Consider the following 15,588-nt stretch of genomic DNA (forward strand, 5'->3'; position numbering starts at 1 on the left):
AGGAAAGCCATGACCACGCTCATCGAGGCGCCCGAGACCGCGCCACCGCCCGCCCGCCCGCGGACGCCCGTCGGCGTCGGCAAGTGGCGGCGGCGCATCCCACTGCTACCGGCGCTGGTCTTCACCGTCATCGTCACGCAGTTGCCCTTCGTGGCCACGCTCGTCATCTCCACCTTCCAGCGGAACATCCTCAAGCCGGGGGAGCGGCAGTCCACCGGGCTGGCCAACTACGCGTTCGTGTTCACCGACGAGCGGCTGCGCTCGGCGGTGCTCAACACGGTCGTGCTGACCGCGTCGGTGGTGCTCGTCAGCGTGCTGCTCGGACTCGGTCTGGCGCTGCTGCTCGACCGCCGCTTCCCAGGCCGCGGCCTGGCGCGGACCCTGCTCATCGCACCGTTCCTGGTCATGCCGGTCGCGGCGGCGTTGTTGTGGAAGCACGCCGTGTACAACCCGGGCTACGGGCTGCTCAACGGCACGCTGAACGCCGTTTACCGGTTCTTCGGGGCGGCCAACGGTCCCACGGTCGACTGGGTTTCCACCTTCCCCATGCCGGCGGTCGTGCTGTCGCTGGTGTGGCAGTGGACGCCGTTCATTATGCTGATCCTGCTGGCCGGCCTCCAGGCGCAGCCCGGTGACGTCCTGGAAGCAGCCAAGGTCGACGGCGCGTCGGCACTGGCGACGTTCCGCTTCATCACGCTGCCGCACCTGCGGCAGTACCTGGAGTTGGGCATCCTGCTCGGCACGATCTACGTGGTGCAGACGTTCGACGCGGTCTACACCATCACCCAGGGCGGGCCTGGTTCGGACACGACCAACCTGCCCTACGAGATCTACCTGACCATGTTCCGCAAGTACGAGTACGGCGAGGCAGCGGCGGCCGGTGTCGTGGTCGTGCTCGGCTCGATCGTGATCGCGACCTTCGCGTTGCGCACCATCGCATCGCTGTTCCGTCAGGAGGCATACCGATGACCGCCCACGCAGCAGTCGGCGCTCCCGGCGCCGGGCTCGGGAAGCGTCTCCGCCGGGCCAAGGACCACGGCGGGTCGCCGCGGTTGACGCCGTTGTGGACCTTCGTCGCCTGGCTCGCCACCCTGGCGTTCTTCGCGCCGGTGGCGTGGATGGTGCTCACCTCCTTCCACCAGGAGGCCGACGCGGCGACGAACCCGCCGACGCCCTTCGCGCCGTTCACGCTGGACCAGTACGCGACGCTGCTGGGCCGGGACATCACGCTGTTCCTGGTCAACTCGGCCACCGCGAGCGTCGTGTCCACGCTGTTGGTGCTCGCGCTGGCGGTACCGGCGGCCTACGCGCTGTCCATCAAGCCGGTCGAGAAGTGGACCGACGTGATGTTCTTCTTCCTGTCCAGCAAGTTCCTCCCGGCCATCGCGGCCCTGCTGCCGGTCTACATGATCGTCAAGAACGTCGGGATGCTGGACAACGTGTGGACGCTGGTCGTCCTCTGCACCGCCATGAACCTGCCGATCGCGGCGAGCCGCAGTACGAGTGCTCTGATCGCCGCCGGGGTCGGCGGGCGTCCGGTGTGTCGGCCGGCGCTGTAATCCCACCTCCCGGCGATGAACCTGCGGTGCCAGGCGAGCAGAGTGCCGGGAGACAGGAAAGACGACCCGCCGGCGGAGGCGGTCCACCAGCCCGGACAGCGCGGCGAACCGGAACCGGTCTGAGGGCTCGTAGCGGACCGGGTCCGTGACGTGCCGACGAAGTACCGCGTTCTCGTGCCGCAGTACGAGCAGTTCAGCGTCCTTCGCCGCCTCGCTGCGCAGCAGCACCGACGGGACGGACAGCAGCTTCCGGGTCACCTTGTACAGCAGGGACACGATCACCCGGACATGCTCTCAACCCGCTGGTGCCGCCGGTCTACCAGCGACGACGACTTTTCGAACGGCACAAGGTCGGGCAGCGGCACGTCGGACGCACGCGAACGGCCGGGTACCGGAGGCTTGGCGCCCGGTGCCCGGCCGTGTCGGGCTACTTGCAGCGGCGACCGGTGTTGACGCAGTCGACGATCTTGGCCATGGTCTGGTCGGAGTTGACGTTGACGAAGTCGTTGTGGTCGGAGAACGGGTTGTGGTTCTCCTCCGGGAACGAGTCGAGCTGGTACCGGCCCGTCCGCTGGACGTCCTGGGGGATGTCGTAGGAGATGCTGATCCGCAGCTGCGGCACGGCCTTCGTGCCGGCCGGGCAGGTGCCCGTGTTCCGGTCTGCGACGGCGAGGTGGTCGCGGTGGTTGGCGCTGTCGGTGTTCTTGCCGTCCCAGCAACTGGCGAAGTCGTGCACCCGCATCACCTTCTGGCCCGCGGGGCAGATCACGTACTTGTCGGAGAGCCGGTCGGTGAACCCGCTGCACGTCCAGGTGGCGCGGGCGTTGGCCGGGCCGCGGCTGGTCGGCTTGGCGTCGCCGGTGATGGCCTTGAGGAACTTCGGCATCGCCACGACCTTGCTCGTCGGGTTGCCGCGGTACTCGATCTTCACGGCGGCCGGTTGGACGATGCCGCCCACGTTGCCGGCGATCTCCAGGTTCGGGCCTTGGACGCCGGGCAGCTCCGCGGGATTGCCCTGGTTGCCGCCGTTGCCGGGGTTCGGGTTGGGGTTGCCGTTACCGGGGTTGGGGTTGGCGTTGTCGAGCTTGCACGGCGCGAGGGCTTCCAGCCCGGCGGGCCGGGGTGCGTTGCGGCTGATGGCGATGGCGATCCGATCCAGGGTGGCGAACCGCTTGTCCTTCAGCGGACCGAGGATCGCGTTGTTGACGAAGTTCGGGCCGCCCTGTCCCTGGGTGCTGACCAGGCGCTGGTTCGCCTCGGCGATCTGCTTGTCCAGCAGGTCCAGGTTGCGGTTCACCTCGTCCACCGCCTGGGCCGGGACGCCGCGCAGCTTGCCGCGCACGGTCGGGCAGTTGACGGTCGGCGTCACGGCCGGCGGCGCCGCGTTCGGTGACGTCGCGGGCGGCGTGGTCGCGCCACCCGTCGAGCCGTGCCCGGTGTGCGCGCCGTCGTAGCTGAGGTCGCAGTCGGCGAGCGACTCCAGGCCGGCGGGTCGGGGTGCGTTGCGGCCGATGGCGATGGCGATCCGGTCCAGCGTGGCGACCCGCTTGCTGCGCAACGGACCGAGGATCGCGTTGTTGACGAAGTTCGGGCCGCCCTGTCCCTTGGTGTCGATCAGGCGCTGGTTCGCCTCGGCGATCTGCTGGTCCAACAGGGCCAGGTTCCGGTCCACCTCGTCGCGCGCCTGCTCGGGGACGGCGGGAAGCCGGTTGGCCACGGTCGGGCAGCTGATCGTCGGCGTTCCGGCGGCCTTGAGCGTCTCGGCGTCGGCGCCGACCGCGTTCGCCTGCTCGACTATCCGGACGACCGGCCAGAAGTACGACGACCGGTCACCGTTGCGGCACGTCGTCTCCGAGTCCACCAGGCTCTGGTCGGACGAGTCGGCGCTGATCGACTGGTTGCCGACGAAGTCGTGCACGTGCTGGGCGCCGTTCTTGACGCCCGGTTGCGCGACCGGGTTGTCCGGGCTGAACTTTCGGTTGCCGTTGGTGCCGCAGTCCACGGTGAACACGCCGGTCGAGCCGTCCCGACCGACTCGCGGCGTGGTGACGTTCGCCTTGACGTTCTCGATGGGGACGAAGGCCGACAGCGGCGCCGCGTTCGACGGTTGCCGGCCGTTGGCGGCGATCGCGGCGGTCGCCGTGCCGGCCACCGCCAGGGCTACGAAGCCCACGAGCACGCGGAATCTCCGGGACTTGGTATTGAATACGGCGTGTTTCATCTCTTGCTCCTCACCCGACGCGGCACCGGCCGGGGGTCCGACGGTGGTTGGCGTGGTGGCTGCGACAACCGGGAGTACGTAGCGATGAGGCCGGCGGATCAAAGCCCACATGCGCATGTCATCGGTAGGTAAGGAGTTGGTACGAGCAGAGGAGGCCGTGTGGCCGTTATGTCCGTTTCGCTCCGGTAGTTGACTATTAAGTATCGACGTGTTCTTGTTCCGCGCAGCAACCGGAGTCGCCGAGAGGGCGCGGAACGCATGCCGAGCGTGGATGGGGACGACCAGCCGCCGTCAGCTGGTCGTGGATGTCGGCCATCCGTGGGCGCCATCCGTGGGCGCCATGCGCGGCATAGCGATCGTCATGGCGGTCGTAGTCGAAGCGGCAGCCGCTGCGTACATGGTCATCACGTCCGGTGACGAATCCGCGACGTTCATTGGTGTGTCCGCTACGGGCAGTCCCGTCCAGACGATCTCGCCGCCGACCGAGGCACCGCGCCCCCAACTCCTCATCAGTTCCTTCCTCCGCGCCCTCCACCACATCCGCCTCCACCACGTCAACAACACCACCCGCGACGCAGGTCGCGCCCCCGCCCGGCGGGTGGCCCACACCGGCCGGCTCCGTCCTGGTCCCGGCGACCATCGCCGTCGTGCCGCATCAGGCAAGGTTTGCCCTGTTGTGACGTGACGCGCCGCTCGGGTCCTGTTCCGGGCGGTGCGTGTCCGTCAGGCTGGGTGAGTGGCCGATCGGGTACGTGTCCGTGGGATCGATGACGACGAGGGCAGGCGCCTGCTACGGATCGTCCGCCGGGGTACCGGGTCGGTGGTGACCTGGCGGCGGGCGCAGATGGTGCTGTTGTCCGCGCAGGGCATGCCGGTGGCGAAGATCGCCGACGTGACGTTCACCAGCGCGGACCGGGTCCGGGACGTGATCCACAATTTCAACGCCGACGGTTTCGACTCGCTGTATCCGAAGTACAAGGGCGGCCGGCCGAAGACGTTCACGCTGCCCGAGCGCCGCGAAGTCAAGAAGATCGCCAAGTCCAGGCCGGTCGAGCACGGCCTGCCGTTCTCGACCTGGAGCCTGGCCAAGCCGGCCGACTTCCTGGTCGCCGAGGGGGTGGTCGACGACATCAGCCACGAGGGCCTGCGCATCCTGCTCCGCGAGGAAGGCGTCACCTTTCAACGCCTGCGACGTTCAGATGATTTGACCCTTTCTGCCGCCCGGCCGGTATCTCCTTCCGTGGGCTGCTCCCCAGGCACTCGTTGTACGCCGATCAGCAGGTCTTGGACGACCGAGACCAGCGGATTGGGTTGGCCTTCGGCGGTCAGCTGAAGCGTCACGGCGGCGACCTTGCCGAGGTTCATGGTCACCTTCCGCTGGTCGCCTGGGTGACCCGGCAGAGGGTCGTGATCGGTCTTCCCGTATCGGGCTGTCATCACGATGTCCGCGAGGTACGGGATCGTCAGTCCAGTAGCGACCCAGCCGTCCCGCAGCAAGCCCGCCGGCTGGCCGGTCACCGTCTCCCACGACCGCACCGCCGTGACGCCGAACACGATCGAAGTCAACATCGTCTCGAACGGGTCTTCCCGGCAGCAGTGCTCCAGCTGTCGCACCCGCGTCGTGAAACCGGACTCGTCATCGAGCAGGAACGCCGCGACAGGTGCCCCGAACGCTGAAGCGGGTTCGGGGAGGACGACGGCGTCCGGTGCGAAGCCGTCAATGAGCTGTGCCACCGACCAGGCCGCCGATACCGACACCGCGGTCCTCGACGACGAGCTTCTCGCGGCAACCCGGGAATGCGCACCGGCTCGCACTTCCGAACAGTTCCTTGATCACGCGGTCCCTGGACGACACGCGCGAGATCTCAGCGGTCGTGACCGTTAGTTCGTCTTGAGGTCGGTGCGGGTGAAGTCTTGGTCGAAGGACAGGGCGGTAGCGTTGTAACGGTCCTGAAAGGACAGAATCCGTTCGGTTACGTCGTCGAGGTCGCGGAAGTCGTCGGGGGTAAGGGCTTTGCGTTGCACGACCGAGAAGTAGATCTCGACTTGGTTCAACCATGAGGCATGTACGGGTAGGTGGACCACGCGTCGCAGAGGTACTGCCGCGCAAGCGTGGTGAAGGGAAGAGTCACCAGCGCGCAGTGCTGTCGCTCGCTCGGCGCAGGGCCAATGTCCTCTGGGGCATGACCTGTGATGGAGTGGGCTTGTCCCGTTTTGACGGACATTGATCCTCCTCTGGTTGTGCGGAGTCGGGTCACATGGATCGGCGGAGGCTTGCCCGAGATGGGCTTCACCCTCGGCGGCCTCGAGGAGCTCACCGGCGGCGGCGTGCGCTGCCTGCTCGCGGTCGACGGCGACCGCACCGTACACGGCATCACCAGCTGGCTGCCGGTGTATGCCGACGGCGAGGTCGTCGGGTACACGCTCGACTTCATGCGCCGGCACGCCAACAGTTTCCGCGGCACGATGGAGTTCCTGGTCGCCTCGGCGGCCTTGGAGCTGAAGACCGAGGGGCGCGGTTCGTGAGCCTGTCCGGCGCGCCGCTCGCCCGGCTGGACCGCGGCGATCGCCCTCGCGCGCTGCAACGGGTGCTCGACCTCACCGGGCAGGTGCTGGAGCCGGTGTGCGGTTTCCGCTCGCTGTTGGCGTTCAAGGCGAAGTTCCAGCCGATCTACCGGCCGATGTTCATGGCCTACCCCGACTCGGCGGCACTGCCACGCATCGCGAACGCGGTCAGCCGCGCGTACCTGCCACACGTCAACGTGCGACAAGGCGTCCGCCTCCCAGCCAAGATGATCATTCGCTCGTGACCGGTGTGGCTGCTGTCAGCGGACTTCGGCCACTGACGAGCCAGACTCCCGCGCGATGACCGCGAACTCACGCGCCGGAGCCGCGCATGCTCCCGTCCGTGTCCCCGAGTGCCGTCGGTCAGCGTCGCCGGCACGACGGCACCGATCCGCCCGGGGCCCGCCGGACGCACCGGACCGGCGTGAACGAGAGCGCGTGCCGAGGGTTGGTCGCAGAACACCAACCCGTCGACGAGGAAATCCGGTTCGCTGCTCAGGCTCACGCGGACACGTCCGCGCCGACCGAGCCGGTCAGCCTGCCTGCCTCGGTTGGTGTTGGGTTCCATCTCCAGCCACCGTCGACGAGCGCTGCCGGGCCCGCGTCGACCTGTCGACGCCCCCTGATCATGCACACCGCGTATCAGCAGCACTTCATCGACCAGAACCGGGACGTGCTCGCCAGGACCAGGCGGCTGCTGGAGGTCCAGCTCCGCAACAGCGGGGGGCCGCCCGTCCGCTGACGTCCCGTCCTGAAGGCGGACAGGGCCGCCGCAGTTGGCAGGTTCCGGCCGAGGACGCGCGTGACCGGACCGGGACACCTAACGTCGGCCCTCGAGTCCGGAGAGGAGGCGTCGTGGTCGGGTTCGCCGAGTTGATGGCCGCCAAACCCGCAGAGTGGTCGACGGCCGCGGAGGGGTGGCTGGCCTTGGCCCGAGAGGCCGAGGAGGCCGCAGAGGACGTCTACCAGCGGGGGCGGCAGCGGGTCGTGCCCAACTGGACCGACCAGGTCGGCGAGTTCGCCGGGCGGCGGATGGACGTGCTGGCCGGTTCGTACTCGACCAGCGCGGCCACGATGCGCGGGGTGGTCTTCATTCTCGTGGGGATGGCGGAGTCGATCGGGAGCCTGCAACAGTCGCTGCTCTCGGCCGTCGACTACGGCCGGCGGAACGGCCTGGTAGTGGGGGCGGACGGGAGTGTCACCGGCGAGGCGCCCCCAGGGGTGGCGGAGCAGGTGGTTGCCCTGATCGGGGAGGCCGTCCGGTCGGCCGACCTGGTCGATAGGCAGGCCGCGGCGGAGTTGGACCGGCTCGCGGCGGCGGTGGCGAACGAGGACCGCGACACCGCGGTCGACGACATCCAGCAGCGCGCGTCGGAGGCGCAGTTGCAGCTGATGCGGGAGGCGTTGCCGATCGGGCAGGACCCCGCGGTGGTCGCCCGGTGGTGGGGCGCGCTCACCCCGGAGCAGCGCACCGAGTTCGAGCGCGCGGTCCCCGTCGAGCTGTACGACCTCAACGGCATCCCCGAGGACGTGAAGAGGCGGCTGGAGGGCTCCGACGGCTACAACCGCGTGGAGATGGTCCGCTGGGCCCAGCAGAACGCCTTCAACACCGACATCGACATCTTCGACAACAACTGCGCGAACTTCGTCTCCCACGCGCTGGCCCATGCCGGGCTCGACCAGCACCCCGACCCGTTGACCCGCACCGGCGACCCCGGCAGGTGGTTCCAGGGCCTGCAGACGGGGTGGGACTGGTTCGACGCGCGGAACTTCAGCCACAGCCCGACCTGGACCCTGTCCAACGCGCAGCGCGACTTCTTCCTCGAGCACGGCGGCCGGGAGGTGCCGCTCACGCAGGCGCAACCGGGTGACGTCATCTACTGGGAGCAGGCCGGGCCGAACGGGCCGATCGAACCGGGCCGGGTCCACCACGCGGCGGTGGTGACATCGGTGACGCCCGACGGGAACGTCCACTACACCCAGCACACCGCCTCGCGGCTCAACGCGAGCCTGGACGGCAGGCTGCCGACCAACGAACTGGTCGAGGGCGACCAGCGCGTGGTGGTCGTGCGGCCGCGGCAGACCTGGTAGGTGGGGACCGTGGAGGTGAACATGCGGCCGGCCGAGGTGGGTGCGGCCGGGGACGACCTGATCACCATGGCCGAGGAGGCCAAGCAGCGGATCGCGACCCTGTTCGAGGCCGCCGGCGCCGCGGCCCGTGGCAACCCGGGCTGGGCGTCATCGGCGTCGCTCGCCGCCTGTCGTGCCGCCTGGGAGCCGCGCCTGGCCCGTACCGTCGACCAGACCGCCGAACTGGGCCGGGCCCTGGCGTTCTCGTCCACCGCCGTAACCGCCGCGGACGCGGAGGGCGCACGCCGCCTGCGCTCGGTGCTGGACGACTTCGGCGAGCCCTGAGGGCGTGCCGCGCGGCCGGTCGAGCTCGTCCGTCGGCACCGAGGCCGGCCGATCGCAGTACCGCTGCCCTCGGCTGTCTGGCTCGACGTCGGCGTCGCGTGGTAGCCCAACCCGCACCACCTGCCGAGGTCGCGGTGCATCGCCGCCGTGCCCGCCGGCGCCTGCTCGCGCACCACCACGCCTTGTCCGAGACGGGGTGGGCGGACCGTGTTTGTAGGCGAGGAAGAATTCCTCGTAGAACGCGCGGGCGTCTGCCAGGGATCCGAACCGGTCGGGGAAGTCGGGCATGTACTTGATCGTCTTGAACCGGGCTTCGGAGTAGGGGTTGTCGTTCGAGACGCGGGGACGGGAGTGGGACCGGAGGACACCGAGGTCGACCAGGAGTTCCGATACCGGTTTGGACACCATGGCACCGCCCCTGTCGGCGTGGATCGTGTGCGGCCCGGTGCCGTTGCGGGCGATGGCGTCGGCGAGGAAGTCCTTGGCCACGACCGCGTCCTCCGCGGCGGCGACCAGCCATCCGGTGACGTAGCGGGAGAAGATGTCCAGGACGACGTAGCACCTGTACCAGACTCCCTTCACCGGTCCTCTCAGCGCGGTGATGTCCCACGACCACACCTGGTTCGGGCCTCGGGCCAGGAGTTCGGGGCGGACACGCGCCGGGTGGGTGGCCAGGCGGCGGCGTTCCCGGACCTGCCCGGCCGTGCGGGCGATCCGGTACATCGTGGACACCGAGCACCAGTAGCGGCCTTCGTCCAGTTCACGCGCCCACACCTGCGGGATCGCCAGGTCCCGGTAGGCCGGGCTGGTCAACACCTGCAGCACCCGGTCGCGTTCGGCTGCGTCCAAGGCGTGCGGCGGTGGGCTGCGGGGCGGCCACGGGCCGTGCACCGGCCCTCTGGGCCCGCGGTGCCGGTAATGGGTCGCGCGGGACATCCCCGTCAACGCGCACGACTTCGTCACCGAGACGTCCGCGTCGTGCAGTTCGGCGAACGCGGTCGTCAGGACGAGCTCGGCGGCCTGTCGTCGTCCGTGCTCCCGGAAACTTCCCACAAGAGCGCGTGCGCTTTTCCCATGATGTCCAGCGCCATCCGGGTCTTCGTCAGGTCGGAGGTCAGCTTCTCGTTCTGCCGACGGAGTTTCTCCAACTCGATCTGCTCGGGCGATTGTGGGGTTCTAAAAGTCGGTCACACGGTTCTGAGCTGCGCTTCAGGCCGCCGCGGGTTCGTACTCGTTGATCAGGCCGCTGAGGACGGGTTGTCGGCGTACCGAGGTGCGGCTCGGTTGGGGGATCGGTTGGTCCGGTCGTGGTGGCGTGAGTTGTCGGGCTCGGTGGGGTCGGCGGTGGTTGTAGTGGGAGACGTAGCGGTCGAGCACTGACTTCAGGTGGTGTTCGTGATGATGAGCAGTCGGTCGGTGGCCTCGCGTCTGGCGGTGCCGACGAATCGTTCGGCGTGGCAGTTGGCTCGCGGGCAGCGTGGTGGGATCTTCACGACTTCGATGCCGGTGTCGGCGAGGACGGTGTCGAACGAGGTGGTGAACTGGCCGGCCCGGTCGCGGATCAGGAATCGGAAGTCGTCGGTCCGGTCGTCGAGGTCCACGAGCAGGTTGCGGGCTTGTTGGGTGGTCCAGGGTCCGTGTGGAAGAAGTCGCAGGCCAGCATGCCGGCGGCATGGGCGCGCAGGAACCGCCGCCATGACATGTCGGTGTCGCGCCCGGGTGCGGGTGGTATCCGCAGGCGCTTGAGCACGCGGCGGACGGTCGACGCGGCTACCCGGTGGCCCAGCTTGAGCAGTTCGCCCTGGATCCGGCGGTAGCCCCAGCCGGTGTTCTCCCGGGCCATGCGCTCGATCAACGCCACGACGGTGTGGTCGAGCGGCGGGCGCCCGGTCCGGTTCGGGTGGGTTCACTTCCTCGCGACCAGGCGCCGGTGCCGTCGCAGGATGGTGCCCGGTGTCACCAACCGCGCCCACGCAGCAGCCGGGGGAGTCGGCGCACCATCACGGCGAGCACGGCGCGATCCGCCCAGTCCGGCCGCGGACGGGGACTGGCGCGGCGCAGCACGGCGACCTCGTGCCGCAGCACCAGCAGCTCGGCGTCCTTCGCTGCGGAGGACCGGCCGAGCAGAACCAACCAGCCGACGAGCCGGACGAAGATCAGGTACAGCAGTCGCAACGCCACGTCTCACGATCATGCCCCTGTGGTCGATGGTGCACGATCACCGCAGGCCGGCAGCCCGGTGCAGAGTATTGACACCCCACAGGGTGCCTTCGTGCCGGACGGCGCCCCCCAGACGCGGTTGCACTGTGGTCCTGTCGACGTCCACGTGGCGTCACGCGCCGGTAACGCCTCGCGGAACACGATGTGGTCATCCGAATTTCCGGAGACGAGCGGAGGACAAAGTGCGAAGTCGACAGCTTTACCCGATCCTGGCCGCAGGAATCATGGTCATGGGCGGTTTCGCAGGCGCAGGTAGCGCCTCAGCGGCGGTCCCGTGCACCATCGGCCCCAACGTGACGCAGACGGACACCGCCGTGTTCGGGTCCGGCGGGAACGACACGATCGACTGCACCAGCGCCGAACCCGGCAAGACCATCCACGGCAACGGGGGCAACGACACCATCACCGGCACGGCGTACATCGACACGATCTACGGCGGCGACGGCAACGACACGCTCACCGGCAAGGTGGGCAACGACACCCTCAACGGTGATCTCGGAATCGACACGCTGAACGGTTCCGCGGGCAACGACACGCTCAGGGGCCCCGGCACCGACGACGCCGAGGACACCCTCAACGGCGGCGACAACACAGACTCGTGCGGACCCGTCGGCGTGCCCCCGGACCTCCGCACCAGCTGCGAGTCGTAGAACCCGGCACTGCCGAGATGCCGCGGCCGACACGGCGACCGAACGACGACCCGGCCCTGGAAGGGGACCGGGTCGCTCCGCGCGTCGGGTGCCGTCCGGATTCCGGAGCGGACCCAACCCCTGAACGGGTGGTTTGAGCGGCGGCGCACCCGGACTCACACGTGGCGGATTCGAGTGGTAGGAAAGCCTTTGCGAGCTGGGCCATTCGCCATGCCCGCGCTGGTAGCGTGACCAACAGGAGGTCAGCCGACGGTTCAGTCGCAGCCGGCTCCGACTTCGGCAGCGAATGCGCAGGCCCGCGCAAACGTGCAGGACGAAGCCGAAAGGCTTTCCGTGATCATTCTTCCGGATTTTCTCGAAACGACGCCGACACCGGACTCATGACACCACTCGCGGTGCCGAACGTGCGCTTGGTGCCTCACATCCACCAAGCGGGTTTGCGCGTCGCGCTCCTCGACGGGTTCCGGCTCACCGGGGGAGCCGACGCCATTCCCGTCTCCGGAGGAGCGGAGCGCCTGCTGGCGTTCATGGCGATGCGCCACCGGGCGGTGGGACGGCTGCTGGTGGCGGGCTCCCTGTGGGCGGACGCGACCGAGGGCCACGCCTACGCGGCCCTGAGGTCGACGTTGATCCGCATGAATCGCGCCTGCCGGGACACGCTGCTGGTCACCCCGTCCAGCCTGGAACTCGCACCCGGTGTCTCGGTCGACCTGCGCGACGCCCAGGCACTCGCCCACCGACTGCTGGAAGCCGGTCCGCACGCCGCGGTGGACTTGAGCGTGGAGGCGGTCGCAACCCTGTCGTCGGAGTTGCTGCCACTCTGGTACGACGACTGGGTCGTCTTCGAGGCCGAGGACTGGCGCCAACTCCGGCTTCACGCGCTGGAGGCAGTGGTGGACGGCCTGGTCGCGGCACGGCGTTTCGGCGATGCCACGGCGGCAGCGGGTGTGGTCGTCCGAGCCGACCCGCTGCGGGAGAGCGCTCAGACCGCCCTCATCCGCGTCCACTTGGCCGAGGGCAACCAGTCCGAGGCGGTGCACGCGTTCGACCGGTTCAGCCGCCTCCTCCACGTGGACTTGGGCCTGACGCCCACCCCGGAACTCCGAGAGCTGGTAGGGGGCCACGCGAGGCCGCCACGCGGATGACCGGCTGGGCTTGCCGCCGCCCGCCGTGCGGTGGTCAGCCCGACGGTCCCCGGCCCGCGTCCCTGCGGTCGGCTGCCGATCGTCGAGAGCAGTGTTCCCCCCTCGCTGGGCAGGTCGGCGCCCGGGTCAGCGTCGAAGTGGTGTGGTCCTGGTGGGTGCGTTGAGCAGTTCCGCGGTGTTGATGTTGCCCGCGATGACCTCGTGGGCGACGCGGCTCAGCTTGAGGTTGTGCCCGCGGGCGTAGCCGCGCAGCGCGGCGAAGGCGGTGTCCATGTCGACCTGGAGACGCTCGGCGACCAGCCCCTTGGCCTGTTCGACGATCACCCGGCTGTTCAGCGCGGCTTGGAGCTGCTCGGTCAGCACCTGGTGGTGGTGGATCGAACGTTGTTGCAGCAGGCCGATGGTGGCGACATCGACCAACGCCGTGGCGGTCCGCAACGCGGTCGCGTCCAGCACCCCGGACTCGTTGCGGAACAGGTTGAGCGCGCCGATCACCTCGCTGCGCAGGCGCATGGGCACCGCGTCCACGGCGGCGAACCCGGCCTCGGTGGCCGCCGCGGTGAACCGCGGCCACCGCTCGCCCGCGTTGGCCAGGTCGGGGTGGCTGACCCTGGTGCCGGCGGCGAACGCGTCCAGGCAAGGTCCCTCGTCGTTCTGGAGCTGGAAGAGTTCCAGCAGCCGGGCCTGCTCGTTGGACGTCGCGATCAATTGCAACCTGCCCTGGTGGTCGACCAGCAGCAGTCCCGCCGCGTCCACGTCGAGCAGTTCGACGCACCTGTCCACGAGCATGTGCAGGAAGTCGATGACGTCGAAGTCGTCGACCAGGGTGTCGGCCAACTCGACGAACGTTTCGACGAGACGTTCACCGTCCATCGCAGCCACCTCCACTGGTGTGTTCAGAGTGCGGTCGTGTCCCACCCGTTGTCACGGTAGTTCCCCGTCACGATCGAATCGCCGCCGGCGGGCCACCACGTCGGCCGCCAGGTCGCTCAGCGGCGTTTGCTCGGCGAACGACCGCGCTCGCAGGTGGGCGAACGCGTCGGCCATACCCACGTCCAGTTGCGCCGCGACCATCCCGGTGGCCTGGTGCACCTGCGGGTTGTGCAGCGGGAGGACGTCCTCGGCGACGCCGCCCGCCTTGTTCAGGCCGGCCTGCTCGTCCAGCAGCAGCCGCAGGGCCAGTTCCGCGAACGCCAACGAGTCGGTCAGCGTCGCAACGTCGAGGTGACCCGCCTCGACCCGGTACAGCGACAGCACCCCGACCCGGATCGCGCCGACGCACAACGGCAGCGCGAACAGCGAAGCCGCCCCGACCTCGACGGCCAGTGGCGCGAACATCGGCCACCGGGCCTGGCTGGACGGGGCGTCGAGATCGGCCACGAGCGCCGGGCCGCCTCCACGCCAGACGTCCACGGCCGGGCCTTCCCCCACCGTCACCTGCAACTCGGCCAGCCGTTCGCCCAGCGCGTCCGTGGCGCATCCGACCTCCGGCCAGCCGGAGGTGTCCACCGTCAGCACGGCGCCGCTCACACCTAACCGCGCCACGGCGGTCCGGCAGAGTGCGTCGACCGATACGGGCACGCCCAGTTCGACGGCCTCCTCCGCGATCCAGCGGCTCACCTGCGCCAACCGACTGGTGGTGTACCGGGCCATCCGGAGACCTCCCAGTCATCGGGCCACGCAGCACGACTCGCGTCTGTCCCATAGCGTGGAATTGCGATTGCCTGACTGTACGCAGCCGGAATCGCGAAGCCGGACCGGCACGCGCCGGCCGCCGGCACCGTCACCCGACTGCACGCTCTCCGGACCTCGCGCAGCCGGACGGCCACCCGATTCCCGGCGCGAGTGTCGCCCGGGTGGCTGTCCGAGCGGTGGCGCTCGGCGTGGACACGCGGGCGCTTGCCCTGGATGTCGGGATGCGCGTGGTCGCGCTCGCCTCGGCTCCGACCGACGACCCCGCCCCCTGGGCGTCCGCTGTGGACGTTCAGGGGGCGGGGTCAGCGATCGGCGGAACGCGACCGCCGGCGGTGGCTCACGTTGACCCGGACACGTCTGCGCCACAGCCGGCCGTGGGCCACGACGTCGGTCGGTGGAACGGGTGCGACCGCGGGCAGGGGCGCGACCGACAGGTCCGGCCGGGGTGGAGGTCGTCACGACGCGGCCCTGTCTTCGGTGGGGAGCGCTTCCCGTCGTGGCCTGCGCAGCGCCGCCCGCAGGTCGAGCGTGCCGCCGTCGGATTCCCGGCGTTCGCTCGGCTCGGTGTCGACCGTCCGCCATCCGGGCTGGGCGGTGGTGCCGGCCCGCGCGCCGGGGAGGGGGACGTTGTTCCACCTCAGGATGTCCTCGGCGGTGGCAGCCGAGTCGATGTCGGCGGCCGCGGCGCGCAACGCGGCTCGCGCGGCGCCGCCCGGTGTGGCCGGCGGGACCACCAGCAGCCGGGTCCGGACGCGGTCCGATCCGATCATGGTGACCGTGTGGGGTTGTGTGGTGTGGAAGCCTTCCAAGCGCACCACCGTGTCGCGCACGGTGAGGCGGCGCCCGCTGGGATCCCAGGTATCGAGGTTGTAGGACACCCGCAGCACCGGCATTCCCAGCGCGGCCATGGCGGTGATCAACGGCGGGAATTCGGTCGCGGGGTCGGCGGTCCACGGCCACCAGCCGCCGTCGACGAGGCCCTGTGCTCCGGTGTGCGGTTTCATCGTCCACCGGCATTCGCGCCCCGTCGTCGGGTCGGTGGTGGGACCGGGCTGGTTCGAGATCATCTCGGCGCTCCCGCCTCCGGCCGAATCCGGCCGGACGACTTCGTAGTGCGC

Annotated in this window: 15 protein-coding genes and 1 pseudogene; 7 read left to right on the top strand and 9 right to left on the bottom strand. The window is 69.5% G+C overall.

From position 1 onward, the window contains the following. Window positions 1-9 precede the first annotated feature (9 nt). Window positions 10-969 (top strand): carbohydrate ABC transporter permease, encoded by a 960-nt coding sequence (locus FM051_RS42240; protein ID WP_158852725.1) that lies wholly within the window; start codon window positions 10-12, stop codon window positions 967-969. Continuing rightward, window positions 966-1,559 carry an ABC transporter permease family protein gene (locus tag FM051_RS42245; protein ID WP_158852726.1) on the top strand — a complete coding sequence of 198 codons (594 nt, stop codon included), beginning with the start codon at window positions 966-968 and terminating at the stop codon, window positions 1,557-1,559. Before FM051_RS42240 ends, FM051_RS42245 begins: the two co-directional genes overlap by 4 nt. A 427-nt stretch (window positions 1,560-1,986) precedes the next feature. On the opposite strand, the gene FM051_RS42250 is transcribed toward FM051_RS42245, so the two are convergent. Next, window positions 1,987-3,780, bottom strand: a complete 1,794-nt coding sequence (locus FM051_RS42250) for a DUF1996 domain-containing protein (RefSeq protein ID WP_158852727.1) — start codon at window positions 3,778-3,780, stop codon at window positions 1,987-1,989. 823 nt (window positions 3,781-4,603) lie between these two features. Between FM051_RS42250 and FM051_RS42255 the strand changes: the two genes are divergently transcribed. Then, the gene (locus FM051_RS42255; protein ID WP_202919327.1) at window positions 4,604-5,113 is read left to right on the top strand and encodes a helix-turn-helix domain-containing protein; all 510 of its coding nucleotides are present in this window, start codon (window positions 4,604-4,606) and stop codon (window positions 5,111-5,113) included. A gap of 548 nt (window positions 5,114-5,661) precedes the next feature. Here the strand turns inward: FM051_RS42255 and FM051_RS42260 are convergent. Continuing rightward, entirely contained in the window at window positions 5,662-5,835 is a 174-nt protein-coding gene (locus FM051_RS42260; RefSeq protein WP_158852728.1) for a hypothetical protein, read from the bottom strand. Between the two features lie 228 nt (window positions 5,836-6,063). Between FM051_RS42260 and FM051_RS42265 the strand changes: the two are divergent. Next, window positions 6,064-6,590: pseudogene (locus FM051_RS42265) on the top strand (phosphatidylglycerol lysyltransferase domain-containing protein). A gap of 610 nt (window positions 6,591-7,200) precedes the next feature. Beyond that, window positions 7,201-8,436 (top strand): amidase domain-containing protein, encoded by a 1,236-nt coding sequence (locus tag FM051_RS53420; protein ID WP_158852729.1) that lies wholly within the window; start codon window positions 7,201-7,203, stop codon window positions 8,434-8,436. A gap of 147 nt (window positions 8,437-8,583) precedes the next feature. Here the strand turns inward: FM051_RS53420 and FM051_RS52505 are convergent, their stop codons facing one another. The 4 genes from FM051_RS52505 to FM051_RS52520 form a co-directional block, all read right to left on the bottom strand. Continuing rightward, window positions 8,584-9,813 carry a DDE-type integrase/transposase/recombinase gene (locus tag FM051_RS52505; protein WP_158852730.1) on the bottom strand — a complete coding sequence of 410 codons (1,230 nt, stop codon included), beginning with the start codon at window positions 9,811-9,813 and terminating at the stop codon, window positions 8,584-8,586. Window positions 9,814-10,142: 329 nt separating this feature from the next. Next, window positions 10,143-10,361 (bottom strand): transposase family protein, encoded by a 219-nt coding sequence (locus FM051_RS52510; protein WP_162470796.1) that lies wholly within the window; start codon window positions 10,359-10,361, stop codon window positions 10,143-10,145. Continuing rightward, window positions 10,322-10,615, bottom strand: a complete 294-nt coding sequence (locus FM051_RS52515) for a hypothetical protein (RefSeq protein ID WP_238413047.1) — start codon at window positions 10,613-10,615, stop codon at window positions 10,322-10,324. Before FM051_RS52515 ends, FM051_RS52510 begins: the two co-directional genes overlap by 40 nt. A 101-nt stretch (window positions 10,616-10,716) precedes the next feature. Beyond that, window positions 10,717-10,941: a hypothetical protein gene (locus tag FM051_RS52520; RefSeq protein WP_238413048.1), complete on the bottom strand. Its 225-nt coding sequence runs from the start codon at window positions 10,939-10,941 to the stop codon at window positions 10,717-10,719. A gap of 332 nt (window positions 10,942-11,273) precedes the next feature. On the opposite strand from FM051_RS52520, the gene FM051_RS42290 reads away from it, so the two are divergent. Further along, a complete protein-coding gene (locus FM051_RS42290; protein WP_158852731.1) occupies window positions 11,274-11,630 on the top strand; it encodes a calcium-binding protein in 357 nt (118 codons plus the stop codon). Window positions 11,631-12,034: 404 nt separating this feature from the next. Further along, entirely contained in the window at window positions 12,035-12,775 is a 741-nt protein-coding gene (locus FM051_RS42295) for an AfsR/SARP family transcriptional regulator (protein ID WP_202919328.1), read from the top strand. Window positions 12,776-12,901: 126 nt separating this feature from the next. Here FM051_RS42295 and FM051_RS42300 read toward each other — a convergent pair whose 3' ends face one another. The 3 genes from FM051_RS42300 to FM051_RS42310 form a co-directional block, all read right to left on the bottom strand. Next, entirely contained in the window at window positions 12,902-13,648 is a 747-nt protein-coding gene (locus FM051_RS42300) for a GAF and ANTAR domain-containing protein (RefSeq protein WP_158852733.1), read from the bottom strand. A 51-nt stretch (window positions 13,649-13,699) separates the two neighbouring features. Beyond that, complete coding sequence (locus tag FM051_RS42305; RefSeq protein ID WP_158852734.1) at window positions 13,700-14,428, bottom strand: GAF and ANTAR domain-containing protein; 729 nt, start codon at window positions 14,426-14,428, stop codon at window positions 13,700-13,702. 497 nt (window positions 14,429-14,925) lie between these two features. Further along, on the bottom strand, window positions 14,926-15,537 hold the full coding sequence (locus tag FM051_RS42310) for a DUF5994 family protein (RefSeq protein WP_202919329.1): 612 nt from the start codon (window positions 15,535-15,537) through the stop codon (window positions 14,926-14,928). Window positions 15,538-15,588 lie beyond the last annotated feature (51 nt).

This window comes from Saccharothrix deserti, from assembly GCF_009769385.1.
Classification (GTDB): Bacteria; Actinomycetota; Actinomycetes; order Mycobacteriales; family Pseudonocardiaceae; genus Actinosynnema; species Actinosynnema deserti.

Bases quoted from the DNA above. Each gene is read 5' to 3' on its own strand.
- FM051_RS42305 (WP_158852734.1), bottom strand. From the start codon at position 14,428: ATGGCCCGGTACACCACCAGTCGGTTGGCGCAGGTGAGCCGCTGGATC.
- FM051_RS42300 (WP_158852733.1), bottom strand. From the start codon at position 13,648: ATGGACGGTGAACGTCTCGTCGAAACGTTCGTCGAGTTGGCCGACACC.
- FM051_RS42310 (WP_202919329.1), bottom strand. From the start codon at position 15,537: ATGATCTCGAACCAGCCCGGTCCCACCACCGACCCGACGACGGGGCGC.
- FM051_RS42240 (WP_158852725.1), top strand. From the start codon at position 10: ATGACCACGCTCATCGAGGCGCCCGAGACCGCGCCACCGCCCGCCCGC.
- FM051_RS42250 (WP_158852727.1), bottom strand. From the start codon at position 3,780: ATGAAACACGCCGTATTCAATACCAAGTCCCGGAGATTCCGCGTGCTC.
- FM051_RS42245 (WP_158852726.1), top strand. From the start codon at position 966: ATGACCGCCCACGCAGCAGTCGGCGCTCCCGGCGCCGGGCTCGGGAAG.